We start from the raw sequence: 12,728 nt of genomic DNA, 5'->3' as shown, positions 1-12,728 counted from the left end.
CCCGTCGATAAAATAAGAACATTTTATTGATAAATTGTTTACATGTTTTTGACGTTCAGATATAGCTTTTTAGTGCAGGTTCTGTGGAGCCTCACGCAACACACAACATCGCGCGCCGTAATGCACCGGCTTCGCTCTGCTGCGAAGTATAAAAAATAGCCGTCGGCGCGCAACGCTCACTTTGGATAGGGTAACGTTTATGGACAGTTCTACACTGTTGCCACTTATCGGGATTCCGGTGGTGGTTATTGGTTTTGCACTGCGTTTCAACCCGCTGCTGGTTGTCGTGGTGGCGGGGCTGGCAACGGGCCTGCTGGTTGGCATGGATTTCGGTATGCTGCTGGAAACCTTTGGCGAAAAGTTCGTGAATAGCCGATCGCTTGCCACCTTCATTCTGATCCTGCCGGTGATTGGCCTGCTGGAGTATTACGGGCTGAAAGAGCGCGCCCAGGCCTGGGTCGCGAAGATCGCCAGCGCCACCTCGGCGCGTATCCTGATGCTCTACTTTGTTGCCCGCGAAGGGACGGCTGCGCTGGGCCTGATGTCCCTTGGCGGCCACGCGCAAACGGTGCGTCCGCTACTGGCGCCGATGGCGGAAGGGGCGGCCCTGAATGAATACGGCGAACTGCCGCAGACTATCCGCGACAAAATCAAAGCCCATGCCGCCGCCTGTGACAATATCGCGGTTTTCTTTGGGGAAGATATCTTTATTGCCTTTGGCGCGGTACTGCTGATTGATGCGTTCCTGAAAGAGAACGGTATCGAGGGGATCGAACCGCTGCATATCGGCCTGTGGGCCATTCCGACCGCTATTGCGGCACTGTTCATCCATATGACGCGTCTGCTGCGCCTCGACGCCAGCATTCGTCGCGACGTGATGGCCTGGAGAGCAGAGCAGGGTACGCAGGAGATCGCACCATGATGACCCTTATCACCATTAACCGCGTGTACTACCTGATCGGCTTTGTCGTGATGCTGCTGGTTGTGATGACCCTTCGCGATCGCGCTAACCCGAAACGCTATACCACCGCGCTGTTCTGGTTTCTGTTTGGCGGGATCTTCCTGTTTGGCGATCTGATGGTGCAGGAGCTGGGTAAGTCGCTGGCGTATCGCATTATTGGCGGCGCCGTTATCGTGATTGCGCTACTGGCCGGTTTCGGGCTGGTCGGGAAGGGGCATTATAAAATGTCCACCGAGGAGGAGCGGGTTGCCTCATCACACCGGCTGAAAAACTGGCTATTCTTGCCCGCGCTGATGATCCCGGTGGTGACGGTCATCGGGACGCTGTTTCTGAAAGGCGTGTCGATTGGCGGTGTCTATCTGCTCGACCAGAAGCAGCTTACGCTGGCGGCGCTGTGCGTGGCCTGTGTGGCGGCTATCCTCACCGGCTGGTGGCTGACAAAAGGTACGCCGCTGCATGCGGTTCGTCAGTCGCGTCGGCTGGTCGATACCATTGGTTGGGCGGTGATCCTGCCGCAGATGCTCGCGATGCTCGGCGGGGTGTTTGTGGTGGCGAATACCGGCGAATCGGTACAAAAGGTGGTCAGCCTGTTTGTGAACCCGGACAGCCGCTTCATGCTGGTGGTCATTTATTGCGTGGGGATGGCGCTGTTTACCATGATTATGGGCAACGCCTTCGCTGCCTTCCCGGTGTTAAGCGCCGGTATCGCTCTGCCATTCCTGATTAACGTCCATCACGGTAACCCGGCACCATTGCTGGCTATCGGCATGTACGCAGGCTATTGCGGCACGCTGATGACGCCGATGGCCGCCAACTTCAACATTGTGCCCGCCGCGCTGCTTGAGCTAAAAGACAAATATCAGGTTATCAAGATCCAGATCCCGACCGCGTTAACCTTGCTGGTGGTGAACGTGTTCTTAATGTATTTCCTCGTGTTTCGCTAAGGAGCTGCAATGGAATTAACGCAACATCAGGCTGACGCCTTCGCCAGAATGCCGTTGACCTATTTACGTCAGGAATATCCGAACCACATTATGCATCTGCTCAACGATGACGGCGACGTTCTGCCGCCTCGCGAGCTGCACCCGATCTTTTACGGCTGTTTTGACTGGCACTCTGCGGTGCACGGCTACTGGCTGCTGCTGCGCTGCCTGCGTCTCTGGCCCGAACTGCCGTGTCGGGAAGAGATCATCACTCTCTTCGAAGAACACCTGACCGACGAGAAGGTGGCGAAGGAGCTGGCCTATTTTACCGCGCCGTTCCGCGCGTCGTTTGAGCGACCTTATGGCTACGGCTGGCTGCTGGCGCTGGCCCAGGAGCTGAAACAATCGTCACTGCCGCAGGCGGAGCGCTGGTACCAGACGCTGCAACCGTTAACGCGGGATATTCGCCAGCGGCTGGTGGATTACCTCAGCAAGCTTACCTATCCGATCCGCGTCGGGACGCACTACAACACGGCGTTTGCACTCGCGCTGGGGCTGGATTATGCCCGGGCGGTGAACGATGACACGCTTGAGCGCGCCATCCTGGACGCGGCAACGCGGTTTTACCTCGCGGACACGCATTATCCTGCGCATTATGAGCCGGGTGGCGACGAGTATATCTCCGGAGCGCTGACCGAGGCCCTGCTGATGAGTAAGGTGGTGGAGGATTTCCCGGCCTGGTTCGATGCGTTTCTGCCTGAAGTGGGCGCCATTTCTGCGCTCATGAACCCGGCTGAGGTGAGCGATCGCACCGACCCGAAAATCGCGCATCTGGACGGTCTCAACCTCAGCCGTGCCTGGTGTACGAAGCACATTGCCCGCGCCCTACCGGAAAATCATCACGCCCGGAAGCCATTACGCGATGCCGTTGCGCGCCATCTCTCGGCGAGCGTGGAACATGTTGTCGGCAGTCACTACAGCGGCGGGCACTGGCTGGCGAGTTTTGCGCTGCTGGCACTGGAGTAGCGCTTAGTTGTATATCAGACTAAATGTCGCCAGGCTGTCTGCCAGCCCCGCGGTGGCCTGGGTTTCGGTGCGCACATATTGTGCGTCGTAATCCAGGGAAAACGCGGTCTGCCGGGCAGCGTTGGCAAAAGGTTCGACACCGGTGCTGTTGAGAGGAACGGTTGTACCTCTGGCGGCACCGTAGTTATCGCCATACAGAATGCGGATCCCCACGCCGGTAGCGGCGCTCTCCTGTTGACTTAGCGCCAGCACATCGTGATTCTGCGCGTCTTTTTCAGTCGGACCAAAGAACCCGATCTTCACCGCTGCCGTTTGGGATGCGTCACAGACCAGAGGGATGATGAAGCGGTGTTTATCCCCATCCATTCCTTTGTTGAGATCGCTTACGCTACTTTGTCCCATATTGACGGTGATGTTGTTATCCGAGATATAACAGCTCGATTTATGCACTTTCAGGTCGGCGGCAGCGACTTCCACCGTCACGCCAGCTTCAGATATCACCGCGCCGTTAGTATCCTCCAGAATCAGCGTTCCTGCGCGAATTTGCCCGCTGTTCGGCTGTTCATAGACAATCTCCTGCGCGGTTTTATAAAACACGACGAAGAACTGGGTCGCCATTTGCGAGGGATCGTTTGTGCTGCAAATCGCAACGCTGTCATCCCCCGAGGCGATGTAATGCACGGGTTCGGCTGCACAGTGCGTGGTTTCGCGAATGCCCACCGCAAACCCGACGCCGGGAATATCTGGCACGTCATAAACGGAGGCCGGGGCGCCCGTACCGTTCGGCGCCACGCCGCTGACGGGCGCTACGGTTAAGGCGTTATTGGCCACAAAGCGCATCGTTACCGGGCCGGTTCCCTCAGGACAGTTATAAAACGAGCGGTTTTCCTGGCCCAGGATAGCGCCTGAAAGCATCGACCCCGGAGGGATCGATGGGTTATCAGTGATCGAGTAGTTTTGAAAGTTAATGACCGCATCGCCCATGGTCGGCGGGCAGGTCTGAGACGCCCTTGCCGTAGCGTGAATCAGCAAAAAAGCGAGCATCAGGAGATTGATTAAACGGTTGATATTGTTCACAGGTGTCTCAGTAAGTTATTGGCACTGAAGGTTCATAAGCGTGACCGGAGTGCGGCCAGCGGTATCCGGAAGGCGTAATGGGGCGCTACAGCGCATATCCTGGCCTTTCTGCCGCCAGCTGGCATGCAAGGTCCCGCGTAGCGGCACGCCGCTGAGATAGACCTGTCCTGCTTCGCCAACGATGCCGACGCTTGATTTCGCAGACGTCCCGTTCGAGACATACGCGCTGGCGCCGAATGGAAGCGGGCGCCCGTGTGCCGTAAGGGTGATGAGCGTTCTGATGCCCACGTGGGTATGGTAATTCACCAGGACGACCGCGCCGCTGGTCGGCACAATCGTTCTGCTGTTCTGGTCCAGATCGACATTTTCTGCCAGCGTTTCGGTATCCAGCGAAATGGTGTTTTTGTGATACGCCGATAAGGTTGGCATCACGGCATAACCTCGGGAGTCGGTGTGAACATTGGTCGCCCCTTCAACCTGAACGTCCGACGCCTCGTCAGCGCGGATCAGCGCCAGGGTATCCCCAAGGCTTTGGCTCAACGTCACCCCATACTGTGTTGCCACAATGCCGCCTGCCGCGCCGTAGTTCACGCGGTTGCTATAGCGATCGTGGCTGTACCCGAGACTGGCGCTGCCATAACCGCCGTGATAAGCCAGCGCAAGGTTGCTGTTCGCGGTATTGGCCTGGTTGTCGAAGCCCTGCTGGAGGTTATAGTTCAGGCGATCGTGGGCCAGGGCCGTACCATACAGCGAAACCTGCCGGGTAGTATGGCCATCAAGGTTATTGTTGAGGCTGTAGCTGGTTGTTGCGCCGGGTAACCAGCGGCTGAGTGGGACGCTGATGCTAAGGTTTATCGCCCGTTCGTTGTCGCTATCATCAGCGCTTGAGCGGGTGAGATAATACCCAACACTCAACGACACCCCTTTGTAGTTTGCGTAATAGCCAAGATGGACGGTTTGATCGACCGCCGAGGCGTTCCAGTAATCCTGACGGTAAAAGGATGCGCTGATATTGCCCAGCGCACCGAGATCCTGCGTCAAACTGAACTGTGTGCGGTTACGCCGGTTATGCACGTGCTGGTCTGGGTCGCTGTCATCATTTGCTTCACTGAAACTGTAAAAGTCATGCGTCGTGTAATGGCTGGTCGAAAGGGTGAGCGACGTGTTCGTCTCAGCGAGATTTTTTTGGTACTGAGCGCGTATTTGCTGCCCGAGGGCAAGCCTGTCATCACTGAGGTGTGCTTTCGCCGCAACGGTGTCCACACCCAGTGCCCCAAACCGGCCAAAATCTTTACCTAATCCCAGCGCGAGAGCCTGATAGTGGCCGGAAAGCTCCGCTCCGCCGTACAGCGTCAGGCTTGAAGACAATCCGTAAAAGGCGGAGGCCTGAACAAACGGCGGGGTGTCGCCCTCGGCGTCAGGGCTGTTATACCGTCCGGTGCTGGCGCTGAATTTCAGTCGTTTCTCCCGTAGCATAAAGGCCACCGAGGAGTAGGGTTGGGTGAACGTGCGTTCGCTGCCATCACTTTCATGGACCGTGATCTCAAGATCGCCGCTTTGCGAAGTGGGGAAGATATCGCTAATGACAAATGCGCCAGGCGCAACATAGGTTTCATAGATGGTGTAACCGTGCTGGCGAACGCTGACGCGGGCATTGCTGTGAGCGACCCCGCGGATCGTGGGCGCGAAACCGCGCTGGCTGTCCGGCAGCATATTATCATCCGAGGCAAGCTGAAGCCCCGTAAACTGAAAACTGTCAAAAACCTCGCCAGACGTGTAGGCATTCCCTATTGTTAACGCGCTCTTCAGCGGCGTAATGGCCCGCTGGAGTGATGTTCCCTGAGACTGCCAGTGATGGGTATTACCATATTCAAACGTGGCGTAATTGCGTAAACGCCACGCCCCCAGGTTGATACCGGATCGCAGGCTCAGATAGCTGCTGTTGTCATGAATATTGTCGATGTTGGTTGTCGAGCCCGTAAGATTGTAATCGACAAAAGCAGCGGGGATGCCGTCGTCCCACTGTTCGGGAGGAATATAATCGGCACTTTTTTGCAACATGGCTGCCTGCGGAATGCTGAAAACCAGTTGATGATGGGTGAAGTCAAGATGCGTCGACGCATCGGGAATATATTTGCCGATGTCCGTAAATGTCTCCTCGTCATGCAGCGCATCGAACGAAGAGAAGGCCGCGATGTTTACCCCAAGTCTCTTGAGGTACGCCAGGTTGAGGACTGGTGAGAGCGTTCCCCCGGTATCAACGAATGCAATTTCGCGCTCATCCCGCTGCGTCTGGTTAACAACAACCGCGACACGATAACGTCCCGGCTGCTGACCGCCTTGTCGGGAAAAATAGCTTAAGTCGCTAGCCTGCTGTTGATCTGCTGTGATCTCCAGTGCCTGAGGATCGAAGTACTCATCGGCCTGTGCCCGGCGCACATGAATGCCAGACGTGACCGCACCCGCAAGCATCGCGAGCGTATAAATGCGGGGTAAATTGCGTGGGCCGAGAGAATGCATGTGCGGTCGTTGGCTACATTCGCCAAAGGCGTGTTGTCACAGCGTCAGGATTGCGTGGCGACTCTCGTCAGCCCGCCGTAATCGTTGATCGCCTGCCAGCGAATGGTCCCCGAGCAGGGAATGTGCCATTGACGATCGGAAAAGGGGTCAATCATTCCCGGCATTTCAACGTCGGTGTTCCCAACGCTGACCTTGTAAAACGATACAAACCAGGGCGAGGGGTTGTGTGCGCTAAGCGTATTATTACGACAGGTAAATTTTAATTTTTTGTAGGCAAGTTCGGCATTGCCTTTCAACCCTGCGGGACGGAAAAATAACTTGAATTTTGACTTCACGTTAATCTGCAATTTGTTGCTGTTTGCTTTTTTGCTCGGGGCAATATTTTTGATGTTAAGCCAAAAAACAGATTCCCGGTCAGTGGGTAATGGCGTTCCAAGATAATTGATGCGCAGCGAGTTTTTCTGTTCCGCATCTAAACGAAATAACGTAGGCGTCACGATAAAGGGCGGAGCGGTTTTATTCTTACTGTCAATATTTTCAATCCACGACTGAATAAGATAAGGGGTTTCTTTTTCCATATTGGTAATGGAAAATGCCACTTCTCTTTGCCCCTCAAGGTAAACAACACGCGTACCGCCCATCACAACCCCCGCGTGTGCTGACAGACTCATGCCGAGCGAATAAAAGAACAGGGCCGCGGTGAGTTTCTTCATTTTCAGATCCCCGTAGAGGAAAAAGATAAGCAGAGAAAGCTCTGCTTATCATCAGTCGATCAGTTATAAACCATCAGGAAATTGGCATCTGCGTCGGCTTCTCCGGTGCTGACGACATCGGTGGTGGCATTATAATTAGCGTAGAAATTGAGTGTTTTTGAATCTTCCCCTTCGGCAAGGTCGATACTCTGAGAAATATCACCAATTTTAATCTGCGTGTTACGGTCGCTTTCATAGAGTTTAACGGCAACGCCAGTCGCAGTATTGCCATCGCTGTCCACGGAGGAATTTAAACCCAGCAGGGTATTATCATTCGCATCTTTGTTACCATCAAACAACACGGCAACGGTTTTAACGGAATCCGGGCAACCTTCAACTGAAATCTGGAAAGGCGTGCGCGGGGTCTCTTTTTGGGTGGCAAAGTAGCTTGCAGCCCAGGTGCCTAATTCAACGGTTTGCCCTGCTGAGTCGGTGGTGATATTACAGGATGCATCGGTAATCTTACCGGTAAAATGGACTACGCCGCCCGTGCCCTGAGTCCCCGCATCGTTCTCTGGGTTGGTATTAATATTATTGTCGCTGTCACCAGAAGGAAGGCCCGCCAGCGCACTGCCACTTGCCATCATCAGGCCACAAAGGGTTAATGCGATCATGTTTTTTTTGTTGATCATGCCTATTGTTCTCATTCGCTCAAATATGTCAGTCTGGATATGCCGCTAGCAACACTGCCGGTGGCGTTATTGCTCAGAAAAAACAGCGCGAATGCTAACAAAATGCCAATCCAGGCCATAACAAAAGGTTGTCTAAAATTAAATTACTTTATTTTACGAAACTCCGTAACTTTCTTGTAACCTTACTTCGGGTTTGCTGATGTCGTTTATTGATGTTGCGAATCTAATTCCTGCCTGAGGGTTTATATTTGCCTTGTCACAAACGGTGCATTATTCATTGTGAGCTCAGTGGAGCTACTTTGTTATTGTCTCGTCCTGGCAGGAATAAAAATGAAGATATTTATTATTTCTATTGGGATATCAACGAATGAAACTGACTAAAATTGGTGCGACGCTTATTCTGACTTTCTGTGGCGCGAGCGCGGCGACGGCTTCTAACACTATCACATTTAATGGAACGGTGCTCGATCAGGGTTGTGATATTGCCGTTGATGGCGGCACGGCAAATGCGACCGTTGATCTGGGCTCAACGGCGGCAACCGACCTCGCTACAAAAGGCGACCTTGGCGCGCCAAAACAGTTTGTGTTCGACCTGAATAACTGCCCAACCAGCACGACTGCAAATATTGTCTTCTCAGGCCCTGTTGATGCTGTTGCAGCCGATCCATCCTATTTTGCAAACACTGCTACGCTGGGTGCGGCAACCAACGTGGCCGTTCAGCTCAAGCAGGGCGGCTCAAATGGTACCATCGTCAAAAATAATGCAGATAACGATCCTATTACTTTCACCGATGGCACAGCGAGTCAAACCTATACCGCGCAGATGATTGCCACCGGGCAGGCCGTTGCCGGCGATGTTAACGCTGTTATTACCTATAACGTCCGTTATAACTGATTCCGCAGGAGGGGAAACCCTCCTTTTTAGTTTGTGAGTGCATTATGAAACCCATCGCCGCTGTTATTTTTTGCGTGGCCAGCGCCGCCAGCCTGAACGCGTCCGCCAGTATTGTTACCGGGAGTACGCGGGTTATTTTTGACGGCTCCCGCCAGGCCGCCTCTTTGTCCGTTGAAAACTCTGACAAGGTTACTAACCTGGTACAGTCGTGGATTAGCCCGGCTAAAGGCAGCCCGTTAAAAAAAGAAAATATGATTATTACGCCACCGCTATTCCGTCTGGAAGCCGGGAAAAAAGCGTCAATTCGTATTGTGCGTTCAGGTTTACCTGTTCCGGAAGATCGTGAATCGCTGTTATGGCTGAACGTGAAAGGGATCCCCGCTACCGACGGTAGTGAAGGTAAAAATACGATGCTAATTGCCATCAACTCAAAGATTAAGCTGATCTACCGTCCGGCAGCATTACAGGGGCAGACGCCAGAATCCAGTGCGGAAAAGCTTAAGTGGAACCTGACCGCGAAGGGTTTACAGGTCGATAACCCGACACCTTTTTATATGAACTTCTCACGAATTGAAATTAATCACCAGGCGTTAAGCGGACAGTATTTTGTCGCGCCATTCTCCACGTTGAGTATTTCTGAAGGTGTTATGTCACCTCACGGCAAAGTAACCTGGTCGCTTATTAATGATTATGGCGTGAAAGGCCCGGACAAAGTCACCTCATATTAATCGACACCGTAAGTCTCCCGCACGGATACAGGGTTACAATGGAAAAAGTGAAACAAACCTACGTCCTTTCTTTAGGGCTCGGGCTCAGTGTTGTCTTTAGTTCTTTCAGCGCACCTGCGCAGGAACATTTCAACCCTCATCTTTTGGAAACAGACAGCGCAGAAGTGCCAGCAATGGATCTCAGTCTGTTTGCCAAAGATGAGGTGCCGCCCGGGGACTATAACGTCGACATTTTTATCAACGGCAATCTGGTAGACAGTAAAACCCTCTCTTTTCGACGGTTGAAAAGTGCCCCTACGTCAGACCGCACAGGGGCATGCTTAAACGTCACTCAGCTGAAAGCCTGGAACGTTCGTGTCGATAACTATTTTGGCGAACAGGAAAAAGCCAGCGAATGTGTGGATCTGTTTACCATCCCCGGCGCGGACGAAAAAATCGATCTGGCGCAGCAGCGTTTCGACCTGATCCTGCCGCAGGTTGCTTTATTTAACACCGCAAGGGGTTATGTTTCACCGGAGCGCTGGGATGAAGGGATCACGGCGGGTTTACTTAATTACAGCGTCTCAGGTCAACAGGATCTGCATCAACGCAACGGCACCGACAGCAGTAATCAGTTTCTTAGCCTGCAACCGGGGCTGAACGTAGGCGCCTGGCGCTTTCGCAACTATTCCACCTATACCCATTCCGAATCCGAAAATGACTGGGATTCCGTGTATACCTACGCCTCACGGGATATTAAATCTCTTAAAAGCCAGCTGGTGCTGGGACAAGGAACCACGCGCGGCGGCATTTTTGATAGCGTCGGTTTCACCGGGGTGCAGATGTACTCGGATAACGATATGAAGCCGGACAGCATGCAAGGCTTCGCCCCGGTAATACGCGGTATAGCCCGCAGCAATGCCGAAGTGACGGTATACCAGAACGGTCACAGCATTTATAAGGCTACCGTGCCGCCGGGACCGTTTGAATTCAGCGATATGTATCCGACCGGCAGCTCCGGCGATCTGCAGGTGGTGATCAAAGAGTCCGACGGTACGCAAAGTAGCTTTATTGTGCCTTACGCCACGCTGCCGGTATTGCAACGTGAAGGTCAGGTGCAGTATGGCCTGGTGGCGGGCAAAACCCGTCAGGACGGGTCGGGTTCACGTGCAGAGGATTTTAACTTTATTCAGGGATCAGCGGCCTGGGGCGTCGGAAAAGGGATCACGCTTTACGGCGGCTATATTCAGGCGGAAGACAATTATTCCAACCTGATTGCCGGAACCGGTTTTAATATGGGCAGCGCCGGAGCGCTCTCATTTGATATTTCCCAGTCGTGGGCGGATATCCCGCAGCCGGACAACATGCGACAACAGGAACACCATAGCGGCCAGTCGTATCGCGTGCGCTACAGTAAGACGCTTCAGCAGACCAACACCGATATTGCCGTCGCCGGTTATAAATTTTCAACCCGGGGTTATCTTTCGTTTCAGGACTTCCTCAATGACTGGGATCCGGGCAATAGCACTATTGATAATGGCCGCGAGCGAAACCGTTTTGATGTGACAATCTCACAGACGTTGCCTTTCGGCACCCTGTCACTGAGCATGTACGACGCCTCTTATTGGAACAGTGAACATGCGGACTCCATGAACCTGGGCTTCAGCAGCACGCTTGGACCGGTGTCGTACTCGCTGAACTATGCCCACTCTAAAAACGTCAATGGCGGTTACAATAACGATTCCGATAACTACGACGACGATAACGTCTTCTCGCTTAACCTGAGCGTACCGTTCAGCGCCTTCAGCCACAGTGAAGCGGCCCGGTCTGTTTCGGCTAACTATTCGATGAACAGTAGTAAAAACGGCGATACCACGCACAACATCGGAATTTCCGGTACCGCGATGCAGGAAAACCAGCTGAACTGGCAGGTTTCAGAAGGCTATAACGCCGATTCTGAAGCTACTAACGGCAATGTCACTGTGGGTTATCAAAGTACTTATGCCGATATGTCCGCAGGCTATAGCTACGACGATTACAGCCGACGAGTGAATTACAGCCTGCGCGGGGGCATGGTGCTGCATCGCGACGGTATCACCCTGGCGCGTCAGCTCAACGATAGCGTAGCGCTGGTTGAAACACCGGGTGTTTCCGGTATGCCGATCAACGGGCAGACGAACGTTCATACCGATTATTTCGGTAACGCCATTGTGCCGTACGTTCGTCCGTATCACAGCAATTCGATCTCACTCAACACAGTGGATGCCAGCGATACTTCTGCGGCCATTGATAACATCGCCAAAACCGTGGTGCCGACCAAAGGGGCGGTAGTACGCGTGAAGTACAACACCTGGATTGGACAAAAGGCGATGATGACGCTGACCTACAACGGTAAACCGGTGCCGTTTGGCGCAGTAGTAACACAAACCAGCGGCGAGTCGGATGACACGCGCAGCAGTATTGTTGGCGACGGCGGGGAAGTGTATCTCGTCGGGCTCGCCGGGAAAGGGCGGTTAATTGTTAAGTGGGGGGAGACGGCGAACAAGCAGTGCGCCGTTGATTACACACTTGCCGGCGCTAAAACAGAGGCCGATATTTTATTCATCAACGGGGTTTGCCATCCCGTATCGGGAGCAAATTAATGTCACGCTTCATTATTCTCCGTTCCGGCCTTAAATCGCTCATCGGCCCGGGAATGGTATTCATGCTGAGCGTGTCGCCGGCAATGGCGTACACCGATCGCAATGATATTGAGTTCCATGTCACCGGAAACATTATTGATGGCTCATGTAACGTCACCAAACCGGAGGCAGTCGACCTCGGGAAATATTACTGGAAAGACTTTGCCGTAGCGGGGGGGAACACAGGAAATGTGCCAGTGACCATCGCGTTTGACAGTTGCACCGCAGGGTTAAGCCAGGCAACGGTTACCTTTACAGGCGCACCTTACGCTGAAGATCCGGCTTATGCTTCTGTCATTTACGCCAATCAGGTGGCGGCAGATGCAGGCGGCGCGACCGATGTCGGCCTTCAGTTGTTTATCCGTGACCACGAACATCCCATCAGCGGTGTCGCGCTGGCCAACGGCGTGAGCTACCCGGTTGCGCTCGAAAACCAAACCGGCGCGATGACTTTTACTGCCCGAATGTATACCCCACATGGGACCCCAACACCGGGTGCATTCAGCAGTGCGATTACATTGAATGTTGTTTATAACTGAGCTTAAGTGAGCAGA

11 protein-coding genes are annotated in these 12,728 nt (G+C 53.6%); 7 read left to right on the top strand and 4 right to left on the bottom strand.

The window, feature by feature from the left end; translation table 11 throughout:
- Positions 1-199: 199 nt before the first annotated feature.
- Genes BFV65_RS10370 through BFV65_RS10360 form a run of 3 tightly spaced genes read left to right on the top strand, consistent with a single transcriptional unit; the run spans position 200 to position 2,910 of the window.
- Positions 200-922: a DUF969 domain-containing protein gene (locus tag BFV65_RS10370; protein WP_063152201.1), complete on the top strand. Its 723-nt coding sequence runs from the start codon at positions 200-202 to the stop codon at positions 920-922.
- Positions 919-1,905: a DUF979 domain-containing protein gene (locus BFV65_RS10365; RefSeq protein WP_063137760.1), complete on the top strand. Its 987-nt coding sequence runs from the start codon at positions 919-921 to the stop codon at positions 1,903-1,905. The genes BFV65_RS10370 and BFV65_RS10365 overlap by 4 nt, the downstream gene beginning before the upstream one ends.
- 9 nt (positions 1,906-1,914) lie before the next feature.
- Positions 1,915-2,910 carry a DUF2891 domain-containing protein gene (locus BFV65_RS10360; RefSeq protein ID WP_069596573.1) on the top strand — a complete coding sequence of 332 codons (996 nt, stop codon included), beginning with the start codon at positions 1,915-1,917 and terminating at the stop codon, positions 2,908-2,910.
- 3 nt (positions 2,911-2,913) lie between these two features.
- Here BFV65_RS10360 and BFV65_RS10355 read toward each other — a convergent pair whose 3' ends face one another.
- From BFV65_RS10355 to BFV65_RS10340, 4 genes are read right to left on the bottom strand one after another with little or no spacing between them, the layout of a single operon-like run.
- Positions 2,914-3,987: a fimbrial protein gene (locus BFV65_RS10355; protein ID WP_023306219.1), complete on the bottom strand. Its 1,074-nt coding sequence runs from the start codon at positions 3,985-3,987 to the stop codon at positions 2,914-2,916.
- A 15-nt stretch (positions 3,988-4,002) separates the two neighbouring features.
- Positions 4,003-6,507 (bottom strand): fimbria/pilus outer membrane usher protein, encoded by a 2,505-nt coding sequence (locus BFV65_RS10350; protein WP_236724049.1) that lies wholly within the window; start codon positions 6,505-6,507, stop codon positions 4,003-4,005.
- A gap of 44 nt (positions 6,508-6,551) precedes the next feature.
- A complete protein-coding gene (locus BFV65_RS10345) occupies positions 6,552-7,220 on the bottom strand; it encodes a fimbrial biogenesis chaperone (RefSeq protein WP_023300135.1) in 669 nt (222 codons plus the stop codon).
- 59 nt (positions 7,221-7,279) lie between these two features.
- Complete coding sequence (locus BFV65_RS10340; protein WP_069596572.1) at positions 7,280-7,891, bottom strand: fimbrial protein; 612 nt, start codon at positions 7,889-7,891, stop codon at positions 7,280-7,282.
- Between the two features lie 367 nt (positions 7,892-8,258).
- Between BFV65_RS10340 and BFV65_RS10335 the strand changes: the two genes are divergently transcribed.
- The 4 genes from BFV65_RS10335 to BFV65_RS10320 are packed head-to-tail and all read left to right on the top strand — an operon-like array spanning position 8,259 to position 12,713.
- Positions 8,259-8,786, top strand: a complete 528-nt coding sequence (locus BFV65_RS10335; protein ID WP_022648149.1) for a fimbrial protein — start codon at positions 8,259-8,261, stop codon at positions 8,784-8,786.
- Between the two features lie 44 nt (positions 8,787-8,830).
- Positions 8,831-9,514, top strand: a complete 684-nt coding sequence (locus tag BFV65_RS10330; protein ID WP_069596571.1) for a fimbria/pilus periplasmic chaperone — start codon at positions 8,831-8,833, stop codon at positions 9,512-9,514.
- A 38-nt stretch (positions 9,515-9,552) separates the two neighbouring features.
- Entirely contained in the window at positions 9,553-12,135 is a 2,583-nt protein-coding gene (locus BFV65_RS10325) for a fimbria/pilus outer membrane usher protein (RefSeq protein WP_069596570.1), read from the top strand.
- Entirely contained in the window at positions 12,135-12,713 is a 579-nt protein-coding gene (locus BFV65_RS10320) for a fimbrial protein (RefSeq protein WP_022648146.1), read from the top strand. Before BFV65_RS10325 ends, BFV65_RS10320 begins: the two co-directional genes overlap by 1 nt.
- Positions 12,714-12,728: the final 15 nt, after the last annotated feature.

The sequence above is a fragment of the Enterobacter hormaechei subsp. hoffmannii genome (assembly GCF_001729745.1).
GTDB lineage: Bacteria > Pseudomonadota > Gammaproteobacteria > Enterobacterales > Enterobacteriaceae > Enterobacter > Enterobacter intestinihominis.
The sequence above is the reverse complement of the archived record's forward strand: the minus strand, read 5'-3'. Positions and strand labels throughout refer to the sequence as shown.